Annotated in this window: 14 protein-coding genes; all 14 read right to left on the bottom strand. The window is 28.1% G+C overall.

Annotated elements, in window-relative coordinates:
* Window positions 1-608 precede the first annotated feature (608 nt).
* A complete protein-coding gene (locus tag ACSHW5_RS08020) occupies window positions 609-1319 on the bottom strand; it encodes a hypothetical protein (RefSeq protein ID WP_435675600.1) in 711 nt (236 codons plus the stop codon).
* Entirely contained in the window at window positions 1320-3221 is a 1902-nt protein-coding gene (locus ACSHW5_RS08015) for a UvrD-helicase domain-containing protein (RefSeq protein WP_435675599.1), read from the bottom strand.
* Window positions 3218-5416: an ATP-dependent endonuclease gene (locus ACSHW5_RS08010; protein WP_435675598.1), complete on the bottom strand. Its 2199-nt coding sequence runs from the start codon at window positions 5414-5416 to the stop codon at window positions 3218-3220. The genes ACSHW5_RS08015 and ACSHW5_RS08010 overlap by 4 nt, the downstream gene beginning before the upstream one ends.
* Before the next feature lie 77 nt (window positions 5417-5493).
* A complete protein-coding gene (locus tag ACSHW5_RS08005; protein WP_435675597.1) occupies window positions 5494-7104 on the bottom strand; it encodes an Eco57I restriction-modification methylase domain-containing protein in 1611 nt (536 codons plus the stop codon).
* A complete protein-coding gene (locus ACSHW5_RS08000; protein WP_435675596.1) occupies window positions 7091-10060 on the bottom strand; it encodes an Eco57I restriction-modification methylase domain-containing protein in 2970 nt (989 codons plus the stop codon). Before ACSHW5_RS08000 ends, ACSHW5_RS08005 begins: the two co-directional genes overlap by 14 nt.
* Before the next feature lie 2 nt (window positions 10061-10062).
* A complete protein-coding gene (locus tag ACSHW5_RS07995; protein WP_435675595.1) occupies window positions 10063-10398 on the bottom strand; it encodes a helix-turn-helix domain-containing protein in 336 nt (111 codons plus the stop codon).
* 399 nt (window positions 10399-10797) lie between these two features.
* Window positions 10798-10962 carry a hypothetical protein gene (locus ACSHW5_RS07990; RefSeq protein WP_435675594.1) on the bottom strand — a complete coding sequence of 55 codons (165 nt, stop codon included), beginning with the start codon at window positions 10960-10962 and terminating at the stop codon, window positions 10798-10800.
* 269 nt (window positions 10963-11231) lie between these two features.
* A complete protein-coding gene (locus ACSHW5_RS07985; protein WP_435675593.1) occupies window positions 11232-11804 on the bottom strand; it encodes a hypothetical protein in 573 nt (190 codons plus the stop codon).
* Window positions 11805-11829: 25 nt separating this feature from the next.
* Window positions 11830-12171 carry a hypothetical protein gene (locus tag ACSHW5_RS07980; protein WP_435675592.1) on the bottom strand — a complete coding sequence of 114 codons (342 nt, stop codon included), beginning with the start codon at window positions 12169-12171 and terminating at the stop codon, window positions 11830-11832.
* 363 nt (window positions 12172-12534) lie between these two features.
* Window positions 12535-13002: a hypothetical protein gene (locus ACSHW5_RS07975; RefSeq protein WP_435675591.1), complete on the bottom strand. Its 468-nt coding sequence runs from the start codon at window positions 13000-13002 to the stop codon at window positions 12535-12537.
* A 2-nt stretch (window positions 13003-13004) separates the two neighbouring features.
* Window positions 13005-13901 (bottom strand): relaxase/mobilization nuclease domain-containing protein, encoded by an 897-nt coding sequence (locus tag ACSHW5_RS07970; protein WP_435675590.1) that lies wholly within the window; start codon window positions 13899-13901, stop codon window positions 13005-13007.
* On the bottom strand, window positions 13898-14197 hold the full coding sequence (locus ACSHW5_RS07965; RefSeq protein WP_435675589.1) for a plasmid mobilization protein: 300 nt from the start codon (window positions 14195-14197) through the stop codon (window positions 13898-13900). Before ACSHW5_RS07965 ends, ACSHW5_RS07970 begins: the two co-directional genes overlap by 4 nt.
* Window positions 14198-14292: 95 nt before the next feature.
* Window positions 14293-15150, bottom strand: coding sequence for a toprim domain-containing protein (locus ACSHW5_RS07960; RefSeq protein ID WP_435675588.1), 858 nt, complete (start codon window positions 15148-15150; stop codon window positions 14293-14295).
* An 83-nt stretch (window positions 15151-15233) separates the two neighbouring features.
* Complete coding sequence (locus ACSHW5_RS07955) at window positions 15234-16388, bottom strand: VapE domain-containing protein (protein WP_435675587.1); 1155 nt, start codon at window positions 16386-16388, stop codon at window positions 15234-15236.
* Window positions 16389-16423: the final 35 nt, after the last annotated feature.

The following is a 16423-nucleotide window of genomic DNA, read 5'->3' as shown; positions in this document are numbered from 1 at the left end:
TAAAGAACAGAAAATTTCTATAATTTTACTATCAGAAATCATAAGCAGGATATTTGTTAATATATTAGAATTCAGTAATTTAATATACTAAATATTCTGCTTTTTTTATAGGTTTAATTAAAATTTCTTACATCGAACTCACGTTTAATAAGTAGTTTTTTTTAACAGAAAGACACTTTTAAGTAAAAAATTTCTTAATTAATTCTCTAAAACATTAATCTTGAAGTATTAAAACTACTTTTTCAATACTTTTAACACTACTCAAATTAAAAGGTTATAGTAGAAATTTGAATCAACAGTGTAATGCTTTTATTCGTAAAAAAAGAAATTGAATTATACTTAGGATCTAGTGCCGCGAGGTGTGAGAGTTCGAGTCTCTCCGCCTGTACAATAAGGAAAGCTGACTTTTTAAGTCAGCTTTTTTTGTTTCTAGGTAGCACATAGGTAACACATTTCTGTTTTATTCAGTGGTTAGATTTAAAAAACATAACTGTTTTGAAAACTGTTTACTGTAATAGGTTTGAGAATTCGAATCCATCAGGGCTCACTTAAAGTCGTCTTAATCATTTGGTTTTGAAGCCTTTTTTGTTTTTTAGGGTGCGTAATTTTTAAACATAAATTCCTGGAAACTGTTTATTTGGAATTAAGTGTCGTAAAGGTAGTTTTACAATTAACTCTTCATTAAATTTTTGCTTTGAGAATGATGTAATGTCACAAAATGGTCGGTTTATAGGTGGACTGTCAATACTAATATGAAAACCAAACGGAATATAACTTATTTCTCCAAACGTTCTAAAAACCCCATCCACATTAGACCATGATAGTGCATTTCTTAATTTTATACTACTAGTCATGTACATAAAAATTTTAATATTAGTTGGTAGGGCTTGATTATGTTTGTTTAAGATAAATTCTCTTAATCCTGCTATTTTTATGAGATAGCCACTACTTTCAAGAGCAATAAACATTGTAAGAATCTGCTTAATGACATTCAAAGGCTTTATTGTGTATTCTGCACAAATAAAATTGTTAGCATAAACTCTATGAGTCATAACATAAGCACCTAATTTAACAAAGTCAATATAATTATTAGCATACCAACTTCCAGTATTATTATTACATGATTTACATAAATGATAACCACCAGCTCCTTTATTGCTTCTTTTTTTACCACCATATTTATAGTTTGATTTATCTGATAGGTTTTCAGCATCTTGAAAGTATACTGGTGAAGAGTTAAAAGCTCCTTTCGGAGGTATATGCTCAAAAGTTAATTTTGCGTTATTACCACATAATCGACAAATACCATTTTTAATCATTTAGTTTATAATTTCTACTTCATTTTCATCAAACCAACCATACGCTGACGCATTCTTTTTTACTAAATCAGGATTATCTGTATAAGCAATTATAGCTAAACTCTCCTTCGCTCGGCTACAAGCAACATAAAATAAACGTCTAGTTCTATCAACTCCATTCTCTTTACCTTCTGCTTTATTTTTTATATCACTTTGTGAAAGTTCCTTAGATCCAAATAACTTATCATAACTAAACATAAAACCTCTAGCCTCCTTATCATCTATTATTACTGAAACTCTAGAATATTCTAAACCTTTGACTCCTTGATGTGTCGCAAATCTTGATTCTTCAGAAAGGTATTCATCATAATTAATTACCTGAGAAAATGGTGATTCTAGTGCAAAATCCCATGCATTAATAACTTCATCTGTAGGCTGATTTTCATCTTCTATTTCTAGTTTTTCTTTATCAATAATCTTAATTTCATCATCTGTTCTTGATGCTATCATTTTTAAAACTCCAGTTAATGGAAATAAACCAGTTTTATTAATTACACTAAGAATGTCCTTCAAAAGAGGATCATTATTATCATCCCATAGTCCTAAAAGGTTTATTACTTTCCTATTGATAGTTTTAATATAGTCTAATTGATTTGTTGAAGTCTCTATCTTTCTTTTATCAAATAATGGCGACTTAGACTTAATAATTCTTGCTACGGAAAATTTATCTTTTCTTTTATGGGCATCAACCAAGGGTAAGACAATCTTCCTAAAGATATTTAATGATGATAAGGAACCGTCTAAGAGACTAGTCTTTAGTTTTTCAACCTTATAAAGTGGTTCAAAAATATTAACAAATCCCATTCTTAATGCTGCCATATGATGTTCTAATATTAAGGTCTTTACATTATTAGAATTCAACCATTCTTTATCGTTTGAGAGAATCGACATTTTCTCTGCTACGATTCCTTCGATTAATGCTTTATCTTTTGATCTATCGGCGATGAAAATCCTAACTATTCCATCTGGTTTTTCAACTCTAGGTATTTGTTTTTGATTATCAACATCTTTGCGAATATCATTTATTAAAGTAACAATACGCTTGTTAGACCTATGGTTCATTTTCTTTGATGGTAATATCCAGTCAGTTGGTAAAGAGGAATCTAAATCGGGCTTCCCATCTGCATAAATTCGTTGCATAGTATCTCCAAATAATCCTAATGAAAAAATTTGTTTTTTTACTTTTTGCAATTCAAATAATGCTTCAACTAAATCTTTTTTTGTGTCCTGACTTTCGTCTACTAAAATAATAGGGAATCTAGCCACTATAATACCTTTCATTAGTGATTCGTTCTCTATAAATTTAGCAGTAATTCCTATTACTTCGCTATGATTTAAAGAATCCTTCTTATAATTATCTCCATTTGGGTTATACGTAAATTGAATAATTTGAGATAAATTTTTTAATCTTTTCTCTTTAGTATCCATCTTTCTTGCTCTATCAATAGAGCTTTTATTTTGTAGATTTCGTGATCGAGATTGCTCATCTTCTAATTTTATTAAGTCTTTTTTTAGTTTGTTTGTTAGATATTTCCGAATATCTGATGTGAGATTTCTTATCAATTCCCAAGCAAAACTATGAATGGTACTAACGTAAAAAATTGAATCAAACTGAAGCCTATGCTTTATCTCATCAGCAGCTGCATTAGTATATGTGATAATAGCAATTTTTTGATTCTTTAGCTCAAAACCTTCCCCATAGTTTTCTTTGAATTGAGTCAAAGCTTGGACAAGAGATTTAGTTTTTCCTGAACCAGCACCAGCAAAGAGGAAGAAACTTTTGGGGTCTTTTGGATTTAAACATTTTGAGATCTGCACATCAACAGCATCATCAATATTGTTGTTTGTAACAATTGAACTCATATTGTTTCCAGTTTATTTTTTGGTTCAGCTTTTTGAGATACAAGCTTATCTTCAAGCCATTTTAATCCTTCTTGTATATATTGAGGTGTTTTCAGAATGTTAGGTTCTTTAAAGTAAAATAATTCCAAGGCAAACTCTGCTTTTTTTGAAGATGTATTTGTAATTATTTTATACATATAATCAGCAGATTCCTGAATAGTTTTTTCATTAGTAGCATCAACCATCTTTTTTAATAGTCCGGTAGCTTCCGTTATGCTTTTAAATATTTCTCTGTTTTCTATAACCAATGAATCCTCAAAAGTATATGGATACAAGGTTACGGTTTTCTCGCCTTCAACAATTTCAATGGGTATTTGATAAGCTACCTTTACAGGGAATGCCTTATCTTCTTTATCAATAAGTTTAGTTGAAAGCACATCGTCTAAATTTTTAATTGCAGGAATCCAGTTTGCTACAGTTGTATTCCCAGTCTCATAACCTTTGCCAATAGCAGGTTGTACTTTTGTTCCCCTAGATTTTGGGATAACTGAATCTAAGTCTGTTATAACTAAAGTAATCAAACCTAATGCTTCAATTAAAGGTCTTAATGTATGTGCATGGCTTCCTCCAATTTCTAGGAGTGAGATATAACAATTATTTAATTCTGAATGATGTTTCAAAAAATAAGGAACCAGCATTCTTTCAGCTGGACCTTCAACTAATATTGCGGCATCAGCAAAAAACAAATTGCTATGTGTTGTTTTTAAATATCTCTTCGCAAATCTTGTTGTATCCGTATTGTTTCCAAACGTTTTAGATAGATTTACAACAGATGAAGTATTGATTGTTCCTATATCTGTTGTATCTCTTTTGAAATAACGTAAAGCCGAAAAATCAATCTCGTGAGCTACGTGATTTGAGTGCGTACTTATAATAAGTTGAGTTTGGAAATCTGTTTTATCTTTTAGATGCGTATGATTTCTTAGAACTTTGTACGCCTCTTTAATGAAAACCTGTTGTACTTGAGCGTGTAAATGAGCTTCTGGTTCTTCTATTAATACTAGATGAATAGGCTGAAAAATAATTTCTGTATTAGACAGATTATAGCTTTTACCTTTCTTCATCCATTTATCTCTAAAACTAATTAGTTTAAAGATCATTGAGATGAGATTTTGATATCCTAATCCATTATATTTTTCTGGTAATGAAAAATTAGATACGCCGTCATTCATTGAGTATTGTACAGCAGAATCGTGCTGAAGGCTATTTGCTGTATTTATTTCACTACTTAGTCTTATGTGAGGATTACCAAAACCTGGATAATTTAAGTTTTCGAGTTCTCCTAAAGCATCCTTAAAACTTGCTTCTAGATTTTTATTAAAAGTCTCTTTAGCTTGATGAATTTGCTTTAAAGCATCTATGTCAGCTTCTGTAGGATTAACATTAGGATTAAGATGTTTTTCGTAGTAATTACGTAATTGATTAGATAAGTTTTTTGAATTACCTCCTTCTAACTCATCTGTATTAACATCTGTAAATCCACGTTGAGCATTTATTATATCAACATTAATGAGCTTATCTAAAACATCTGTTTGAATTGCCAAATCATTCTCAGAAAGTAATTGTGGAGTTTCGTGTTTAGATGGATCTAAAAGATAAGTTTGAACTTTAAAATAAGTATTTAATTTCTTATCAAGAAAGTCTCTTAAGTTTTTAGGCCATAGCTTAAAAGTAGATGTCTTCTCTTTTTTTGAATCGTATATAGTTTTTGAATTTTTGGTTACTTCTGTAAACTCTTTATAAAGTGCTTCCAGATCTATCGGCTCATATCTCAAACGAACACCGAGAATTCCTTCGTCCCAGTCTAGTGAAGGAATAATATTACTTACGTGTTGTAATTCTGTATTCTCAACTCTTAGCCAAATGTCGAGAGTAGGGATTTCAGTCTCCCAATTTTTCATTGAAAAATCAACCTTAGTTATATCTTCCTCGTTCAACCATTTATCGCCAATGGCATTAATCGCAGCCCAATTTGATAATGTGAAATCTTTAAAATCGAATGATCTATTTTTTGTAAGAAATAAAATCATAGCATCCATGGCAGAAGTCTTTCCGCTATTATTTGCTCCTACTAATATTGTTTCTTTTGAAGCTACATCTATTCTGCAATTTTTAAGTTTTCTAAAGTTTTGAAGATGTAAAAATTCTATTTGCATTTTGTTTGTATTTTTAGCTTAGAATATTGAAGATTCTTAATGATAATCTTCGTTTTAATTTAAAATAAATATATATTCTATTTTTTCCCTCTATTCAATCTTCTGTTAGATAATTTTTTCCAAATGCTATCAGCTAGGTCAATCTCTTTATCAGTTAGACCATAATTTTCTTTTAGTATTTTTTTATTAGTGATTTTTAATAATTCTGAGATATCTTTCTTTTCTCGAATCATTCTATCAATGATTGGTAATAATTCTGCATTTTTTTCATTGTAAGGTAAAAGTATATTTTCCACTTCGTTTGGCATTAATTCAAGAACTCCACCTCCATGACTTCTTCCACAAATCTCTGCAAACGCAAAGGATAACGAATTGTAATAACTAGCTGTTAATGCTTTAATATTTGTTTTATCTTTTACAGTTACTCTGTGCATAGTATCTGTTGTATAAGCTTTTGCCTCGTTAATTATTAATTTAGGGAACTTATTGTTTCTTCTTATAAATAATGCGTCTGATATTCTTTGTGAAGGCACTATTTGCCATTCATTACGAATGCTACATTTATAGCCTTTATGTATTTCATTTTTTTCTCCTAAAGCAATATAGTCTCTAGCTCCAATCGAGCCATTTAAGTCACCCATTTTTGGAAATGAAAGGAAATGTGTTCTTGCTTCTGAATTCCTATTGTTAATCCAATCTTTTTGTGTGAAAATTGCACTTGGAACCTGAACACTTCTACCAACTAATGGTTTTGCGTACTTTTCTAGATTGTAAAGATGTACAATCGAAAGAGGAACAGTAAAAAATGGATTTGAACCAGTTGTGATTCCAACTTCTACTTTTGCATGTTCTTTAATTCTTGGAATTATATTACCCTTTTGAAGTTTTTCTAAAAAATCAATTTCGTCTTGTTCAAGGAAGTAAAAAGTCCATTTGTTGGATTTGAAATCAATTTTTTTCTTAGGACTTTTTAATTTTGATAAATCTAATTTTTCTAGCTCTTCTGCATCTTTCAATTCTAAATGTTCAATTAAATGAGTTTTAGAATTATTTTTCTCACACAATAGTAATACAACTTCTTGTTGAATCTCAGGAAATACTAATTTTTCAAAAGAAACAATGTTTATTTTGTTATAAAAATGAGCTAAAAATTCACGTAATGGTTGAGCGTAAGAAACTTGTAAAATTTCAGCTGGTAGAACAAATCCAATTTTTCCTTCTTCTTTTAAGAGTAGGGAAGAACCAACAACAAATGAAACCCAAGCGTTAGTTAATTTAGAATATTTTAATTTAGCTTTGTTAAAAATGCTGGAAGCAAATTCTTGTTGTTCTTTGTCAAAATATTGGTAACGAATATAGGGTGGGTTTCCTACTACCAAATCAAACTTTTGTTTGGTATTAAAACAGAAGTCATGAAAATCTGTATTAATAACATTAGTTTTGTCTAATCCAATTTTTATAGATTTTTTTGCTTCAATTTCATCAAATTCAATTGCTGTAACAGAATTGTATTTATAATTACCTTTTTTTATTTCTTTTAAGAAAACACCATCTCCACAACTTGGTTCAAGAATATCTAATTTTTTATTACCATTAAAAGCCCATTTTAAAACAAATGATGCAATTGGTTCAGGAGTATAAAAACCACCCCTTAATTTTTTCTCAGAAGCGTTTTTAATTAGTTGCATACATTTCAGAAATTGCGGGGATAAGGTTATCGTTTTCTCCCAGGTTATACAATACTTTTAAAGTGTAATCTATTTCAGCTTTTTTGTTAATGAATTTACGGTTTAAAGGAGTTAGTTTTCGAGCATTACCTTTATTTGTGTCAATTTTACTTTGAATTTTAATCAACTCTTTTTGAAGTGTTACAATTTTATCGTGAATACCTTTATCTGTTTTGTCTGTAAAGTCAATGGTACGAATAGGAGTTTTTCTGAGTACTTTTGTTCCTCTAGCGATATATCCACCTTTAAAAACTTCACCTCTTAAATGGATTAACCACTCAACATAGCGAGAATTTAAAATAGCCTGAATGTAATATATAGAATATTGTGATTTATCAGAAAGATAAATACTGCAATATCCAGCAGTTCCACCAGCTGTATGTAGAGTCTTTGAAAAGTCAATTGGATATTTTTCCCCAGAAGACATGACACCTATTATAATTTTTTCTTTGATTGCTCCTAATTCTAAATATTGACTTCTTCCCAATCGATACCATTCATTATCTGTTTTTGGAACAGGTTGAATGTCTCTTTTTGTTAATCTTGCTTTATTAGTAAAAAGATATTGATAAGCAAAAGGGAAGTTCTTTTTTAATTCGTTTATAGTGATGAAAGTAGCTTTGTCTTTAACTATTTTATAGGGAAAAATAACCTTAGCATTTGGAATCAATGTTCTATAAGTGTTTAATTTTATTCCATTCTTTTTTCTATCTGTTTCATAGTAAGGTTTTGTTATTTCTTTTTCTATCTTGTATGAAATTTTCTTTTTTTCAAAGTAAATAAAATTAGCATCCTCTTTGTGTGGTTTTAAAACTAGCACATCATTTGCACTTGTTTGAATACCATTATTTACATATTCTTTTCCTATAACATCTTCTAAATTTTGACTCTGTTTTAAAATGTGATTATAAGTTTTCTTTAAAAATGGCGGAATTAGAAACCATAGGTCAGATGAAAGTTTAGCTGTTTCAACTTCTTCGGATATTATACTATCAAAATCTCTAATCTTCCATTCACTTAATTTTTTAATTTCTGTATTTAAAAAACTATTGTTTTTGCTTTTTGAAAGAATTAAAATACTTGTATATGTTGTTTTGTTTTTAAAAACTTGATTTGCTCCAAATGAAATAATTTTCTTAATTACTTTTTCTTTAGAAAGTAATTCTCTTAATTTTTTGCCAGAACCAACCTTAGTAAATTTACTAGGTATTATATAGCCAAAATAGCCGTTTTCTTTTAATAAGTTCAACCCCCTTTCTATAAAAAGAAAGTATTTGTCATATTGTTTATATGCTGTTTGGTAATGCTTTTCATATAATGTTTTTTCATTTGGTAGTAGTTGTTTCATATGTTCAGTAGCCATATACGGAGGATTACCAACAATTACATCAAATTTTGTTTTTTTAAAGTCAAAAGGATTTATTTCTTCATCAGTACTAATTGAGCTATCGATCAAACTATTACCAAATTGAATATTCTTGTCAATGTTTGGTAAAGCAGGAATTGTGATAGTTTCCTTATTTTCGTTTTCTAGTAATTTTAGTAGTAATCCAAATTTACAAGCTTCTACAGCGTTATAATCTTTGTCTATTCCGAATACACAGTTTTCTAATACTTCTCTTTTTATTGAATATGGTAGCTTGAAAGTTTTTACGGTAGTTTGGATAAGTTTTGATTTGTCATTAGCTAAATAGTAATCGACGAGAATATCTTGTAGTAATTGGTAAATTTCAAGTAAAAAAGCACCAGAACCACAAGCGATATCTGCAAATGAAGAGTTCAATATTTCTTTATCAGATTTATTTTTACAGTATTCTAAAACTGTTTGCCTTAGAATATCTTGGATTATAAAAGTTGGTGTAGTAACAATATCTCTGTCAATGTTTTCAGGTTTCTTTTGAAGTGAAATTTCCCCATTTTCTACAATCAATTGTTCTCCAAGAAATATTTCATAAATATTACCTAAAATGTCAGAAGCAAAAACGGAAAAAGAATAAGTACTTTCAGGGAAATATAAATCTTTGATTATTATCCAAAATGCTGAAGAACTATCAGAAATTACCTTATCAGTTAAAGGCTGACCGAATAGACCAGCATTGTATTTTTTGTCCGCTTCTTTGAATTTTTTGATAAGTGAAGAGAAATCTTTATTTTCTGCAAAATTTAAAAGGGTTTTATATGTTTCTAAATTTCTGTCTTCGCATACTCGTAAGAATATAATGCTGTTGATGTAAGATTGAACAATGTCGTTTAGTTCTTCTGTTTTTAGGTCAGATTTATGTGAATAAATTTCTTTACCCAAAATTATTCTCCATTCATTTATATGAGCAAGAAATAAATCATCTACACTTGAAAGTCTTAATTGCTCTTCAATATCTTTCCAAGTCTCATCAAATTCTCCAGAATAAACAGCTTTATTTCCTAGTTGTTTTTTTATTTCTTCAAAAGCAGTTTCATATTCGGTATAGTGATATATTTTAATTCTAGATTTGGTAACGATATCATCTTTTTCAACTTTTTTAGAACAATCATAGATAGCTAAATGTTCAAAATTGGATAGAACTGATATTTTTAATTTACCAGTAAAACCATATCTACGAACCTGTTTTGCAGGTTCATTATCATTTTCAATTTTTACGTTTGGTTTTTTAGCTTCTAAAAAAAATTTACGTTCTGAAAATAACCTAAATGTATAATCAGGTTTTTTTGTATTAGAGCTAGCGTCTTCCTTTAATCCTTCTTCGACTAAAACTTCACGTTCGTTTGTAGGTTTTCCAGAATCATTTTTAATGTCCCATTCTAACAATTCAAACAATGGATCAAGAAAATCAGTTCTAAGCTGAGTTTCGTTATAATCCGCTTTTAGATACCTATCTCTATTTGATTGATATTTCTTAACAAGGTCTTTAATGGTCATATTCATTTTAAGTCTAATGAACCCTGTTTAAGATTCTTTTTTTTTAAGTATTGAATTTTTTCTTCTGCGACTTTTAAGATTTCGTTTGTGTTTTCTTCTTCGATAATCTGATAAGCTATTTGGTCACTAAAAAGAATAAGTCCAAGTGTTTTTTTTTCAATTCCAAATAATTCCGCAAGAATTGGAAGCATTTCTTTATTTGCGTTCCTCTCTCCACGTTCAATTTTTCCCAAAGTTGATGGGTCAATATCAAGTTTAGAAGCAACTTTTCGAATAGGAAGATTATACTCTTCCCTTACTTTTCGCAAGTACTCTCCAAAAGATTGTTTTGTATTCATTCTGATTTATTTTTCTTGAAAATTAATTCAGGACATTAATTGTCCAAATATAAGCAAAGTTTTGATTTGGATTAGTTGTATTTTGAAAAAAGAATGTTAGTTATTTAGAAATATCTTTTCCGTTTTAAAAGTAAGTTGATTTTTCTCTTCATAGCAATGCTTAAAAAATCAACTTATTTTTAAAATGTTCCCAAGTGGAAGGCGTCATATACAGTTTGTATATTTATATAAGTTTATAAAAATATAAAGCTATAAATACATATATGTATGTTTTTTTTATTTGAAAGTGTTTGGTTAAAAGTGGATTAACTACTTTTAATGAAGTTTAGTTAAAATACGAAATAACTTTACTCTAGAAGTATTAAAATTTTTCTTCTGAATAAAAATTTATCTTTAACTTTAAATAGAACTTGGTATATCCATAGGGTAATTAATTTCTTCGTAGGCTTCTATAATATCACTTACTAAATTTAATCTATCATCAACATTTTCTCCTGCATCAAATCGTTTTATCAATTCTTCTAATTCAATATTTGCTTCTTCATATTGTTTTTCTGATATCATAATTTTTAAATTTATCTGTCTTCTTTATTACTTTCACTTGCAATATAATAACTATAATTGCTTGATTATTTTATCCTACTAAAAAATTAAATTGAGTTGATATATATTTATATAAACAAGTAATAATATACTTATGTAGAGATATAAATAGTTAATAATATTCCGTTTTTAAAATAATTTGATTTTTCTTTTCATACAATATCTCAAAAATCAAATTATTTTAAAAATGTGCCCTAGCGGCAGGCGAAACACAAAATTGGTTTGGTAATTTATTTTTTATCACAAAGTTTCCAGCCGTCTGTTGTTTTTCTAATCATAACGGTTTCAAATTTTTCTTTAGGTGTTGATTTACTTTCCTCAAAAAAAGGTGTTTCATTAAAACGGATGATTCTAATTTTTACTTTAGCAATATTCTTTTTTGGAATTTCGTGAATTTCTACTATATTTTCAAATTTGTATTCACAAGTTATAAACTTTCCAGTAATTTCTCCCTTATAATCCGTTTCAGATTTCAAAAGATGTTTCTTTCCTTTAGGAGTTAAAGTAATTTTGTAACTATCTTTATATCCCATATCGCCTTTAATGCGTTGTAATTTTCCAATTTTTAAAAGTCCTAATTTCTCGAATTCCCTTTCAATCTTTAAAAAATTTGGAAATTTCTTTTTAAATATATCCCATTGTTGAACAGTTCCATATGAAACTCTTCTAGTTTTAGAATAACTTTCCCTTTTTTGACAATCTATAACCATCGATTTAGCCATATCTTTAGTTAGTTTATCTTGACTACAAGATATTAGTGTTGCAAAAAATACAATTGTTAGGATTGATGTTTTAATTTTCATAGTTGTTTTATTAAGTTATTTATATTTATTTAGTATTTGAGTTTTTTATAGAAGAATCAAAATGTCCGCAAACACGGCAACATTTATTTTTAGATTGCATATAAGATTTTACATGAGTTCTATCGTTTAAGACCATAGTAAAAGGTTTTAGGCAAACATTACATTCTTCTATTTGGTAGATTGCAAAAGTCTCTAAACTCCTTAACTTTTTAAAATAGCTAGTACTTGCATATTTCTTTAAAAATTCATTTTCTGACAAAACAAATGTTTCAATATCATTTTCTCTTTCTACTTGCCAATAATCTGTAAGCATTTGACTTTCATTTTTGCTAACACTTTTATTAGACATTTTTCCTAATTGTTTCATAAATTTTGGGCACAAAAAAAAGCGTGAATTGAACCTGTCGATACTAGAGGTATTGCCCACCCGCACATCAAACAAGAACAACCACGCCGTAACGTGGCGCTCCTACTTTGATATCGATGTGCATTAAAAACGGCAATTTTCTAGCATCAATATATCAAAAAGCAAAAAACGCTTTATGTTATTTTTTTAATTTATATTTTCTCTTATAATATTGTTTTTATTGTTTACAAATTTAAGGTTTTTTTTTATTACTGCTCTCGTTAGAAAACGCTAAAGAAAACCTTTTTCTAAATATTTATGCATTTATATATAGGCTTACTTATATATTCAATTAAAAATGTAAATATGTATGTTATTAATTAACTACTTATCTAACCATTTTTTATATTTTAAGGATTCTTTTTGGTTTTCTAAAAAGTACTGATTCAAATAATTATTTTCTTTTTGTAATGTATTGAATTCTGTTTTTTGAATTTTGTTTTCAATAGCGAAGTACATAGAAATTCCAGCAATTGAAAAAAGAAAAACATTTAGAAACAGAATATAAAGTAACCTTTTGGAACTTATTTTTTTATGAATACTCAAAAGTTCTTTATTGTTTTTTACAGTCTGATTATGAAAATTATTAAAATCTTCATTTAGAACTTTCCTGTTAGATTTTTTCATCTCTTCAAGTTCTTCTACATTAAAATTTACTTTAATATTCTTCAATTTAGAAATTGATTCTGTAAGAATTTTATTTCGTTCATCAATTTTTTTTTCAAATTGAGAAACTTGTTGAATTAATATCTCAACTAATTCAGATACTTTAGGTTGTAGTTGTTTTGCCATATTTAATAATTTATTGAATCTCTTTTTCTATGTTGTTTTTTACTAGTATCGTCTCCATCTTCAAAAGAAAGTAGAGAAATAATTGAGTTAAAATCAGTTGTATTTAGGTTATACTCTTTTAAATCAATAGTTTTATTTATTCTGCAGACATTATTTGAAATTGTTGATTTTTCTATAAGAAATAATTGGTTAAGTTTCAAATTACGGTCAACTTCACTAGCTTTTAAATCAGTACCAGAAACTTCGTGAACAAATCTAAATCCTTGAATATTTCCTTGCTTATTAATAGTCGGGTTTACTTTAATCCCTAATTTCGCCATTTCAATTTGATAGGCTTGTAAATTTTTAGGCTTCATTCTTAAAACTAAATAGTGTGCCTTTTTTATAGCAATTCTAACCTCTTTGTAGAACAGTTTACGTTCTTGTTCTTTTTTTATTTTTAACTCTTTAGCAGAAGTCCAACCGTGTCTTATTGCAACTTCATGTGCTACAAATTGAGCTTTTTTACTAATAAAATTGTCTCTGATTAGAGTTCCATCAGTTTTAACTCTATTTAAAATAATGTGAACGTGCTTGTGTTTTTTTTCTGTATGAACAAATGCAATAAACTGATTGGTTTTAGGGTCTAAATCCATTTCTTTTAAAAAATCTTTTGTTAGTATTTTCAACTGCTCATTAGTCATCTTGATACTATCATTTATTGTAGGAGATAAAACGATACTTATCGTATTGTTTTTACACCTTAAATTTTGTTGCTGTAAAATTGAGAAATCTGAAAACATTTCTTTTGGGGTCATTCCTGAAATATTGTTGCGTAAAAGTTCATACCCTTTATTTTCATTAACAACATAATTAAAGAGAGCTGTTCCGCCTGTACAAGATTTAGCTTTACTTATCATTTTAATTTATTTAAATGATTTCTAATTAATTTTGCAGTTTCAATAGAAATTTCTTTAACCCCTGTAACATCTCCTAATTTATATAGATTACTGATTCTTCTAAAATTGTCACTAAACTTATTTAGTTGCTTATAGACTTCAATTTCCTCAGCAGTTAACTTATAAGTTAAATCGTAACCCAACGCTATACTTCTTAAATACTCAGACATTGAACCACCTGTTTTTTTTGCTTTATTTTTAATAATTAGATGTTCCGTAAGGGTAACTCTAAATTCTATTTTCTTTGTTTTTTTCATTTTTTTACTTTTGCGACCTTCGGGAGAAAAACAAGATGCTATTGGAGTGAGAAATTGATAAATTTGTCAGTACAATAGCACCTCTTGATATATTTTCACCTTTTATTATTGGTGTTAATTGCTACTAAATAATCATTTAAATCATTGTATTTTTTATAGTGTATTCTGTTGTCTATAATTTTTCCATTAGCATTTTCTACTATAAAATAGGTAGCTTTATTTCCTGCTTCATCGTTATCAAAAAATAATTTTATAATAGAATAACCTTCAATCAAACCAATCGTTTTTTTGACTAAAGAAGTAGAGTTAAGGATTATGAAATTCTCTTTAGGAATTTCTTTTTTTATGCTCAAATAACTTAAATAGTCTGAGAAACTTTCGAACAAGCTTACAACATCAGAATTATTATTTATGGTTGTAATTTCTTTCTTTCCTAAGCAACCTTTAAAGAATTTATTTCTAATTTCCAATCCACCTATATCATTCATAAAACCAATTCCGAATAAATCTTTACCCTTAGAAAATGAGTAATGAACTTGAAAACAAAATCGCTTAGCAAATGTTAAATTGATTTTCCTACTACTTAAATAATCTAATAATATTTGACTCGTTAATTCTGTTACTTTTTTAATAGAATAGATTGGCGTTTGCTCACTCTTAATTTGTTCTTTTTGCTGGTGAATAGAAAAAGTACCTTCTGATAAAATAACTAAGGCTTCTTTAATAGAACAATTATCGTATTTCATTATAAAGTCAATTATTGTTCCTCCAAAACCTTCAGAGAAATCATACCAAGCGTTTTTGGTAATGTCTACTTTAAATGATGGGGTTCTTTCATTTTTTCTAAAAGGAGAGTAAAACCAAACATTTTTTGTATCGGCTTTACCTGTTCTAAAACCTTGTTTTTTCAGGTAAGAAACTAAATCTATTAATTTTGCTTTTTTACAATTCATTTTTTTCTTTTTGTGTTTTTATCTTACCCATCTTACCTTTTTCAATAAAGAGGTAAGATGGGTAAGATGATTTTGAAAAACTATTATTTTTCTCTAAGCTTAATCATGTAACCTTTATACCCAGTATTTTGATTATTTATTCTTTTAAACCCCATTTTATTTAATTCTTTTCCAATCACTATGTGATTGACGTATTTGTGGTCTTTTTTAATAATATTTGTTATTTGAGTTGCTGTCATAAAATGTTCTCGTTTATCAGATTTTTCAAATAATTGATTAATCAAATCTTCTTCTACAGTAAAAGCCTTGTATTTCTCATTTCTTCGCTCATTTTCCATTACATCATAGTGCGTAAGTTCGCATTCAAAATTTTCATCACTATAAGCAAGATGGTAGGCTTGTGCCCAAACTTTATTAATGTCAATGTCTTTTGAATAATTGAAATCAATTTTTTCAATTAATTCAAAACATAGCCATCGTACGTTTCCTGTTTCGTCTTTTAAAAAATTGATTTGATTGGTAGAACCTATAAATGAACAAGTTCTTGAAAGAGAGGAGTTCTTTTTAGCATAAGGCAACCTTATATTTATATTAGTTTTTGAAAAAAAGGATTTATAAGCCTTAAGAGCTTTGCTATCAATTTTATCAATTTCATCTAGGTTAATAATAAAACTTTTAGCGAGTTGAATTAAAGCATCCTTATCATACCCAATATTTTCAGCGATATATTTTGATAAACGGCTAGGACAAATAAACCGACAAAAAGTAGTCTTTCCAGAATTTTGTGTTTTTTGAACCAACACGAAACATTGCTTATTATATTTTTTTCCTTCCAAAGCACATTTTACACTTCTTACTAGCCATTTTTTAAAATGATATTCAAAAAGTATATCATCATCTGTTTTAAGATAGCTACATAAATTTTTAATGTGATTAATTCCATCCCAAAGTTCATTTTTTCCAAAATATTCTTTGAAAGGGTTTAATTTAGGAACAAATTCAGAATTTAGATATGTTTCGAGCTTAGTTATTCTTACCTCTAAATCAGCTTTAGCAAGCTCTATTGTTAGAGAGCTAATATTTAGCTCATTCCATTTATTGCTGTTTATTAATTTGATTAAAAATTCATGTGAAATCTCATTAAAAACAAGAATGTATTTATTAGTTATATAAGTATGTAGTTTATCATAAATAGTTTCTTTTGTAGAATCTTTATTTACATATAATTCTTCTTCCATTTTTGGGAATAGAGTTAAAACCGTATCTTTACAAC

Source organism: Polaribacter sp., from assembly GCF_051251875.1.
Classification (GTDB): Bacteria; Bacteroidota; Bacteroidia; order Flavobacteriales; family Flavobacteriaceae; genus Polaribacter.
This window is presented reverse-complemented; position numbering and strand designations above follow the sequence as displayed.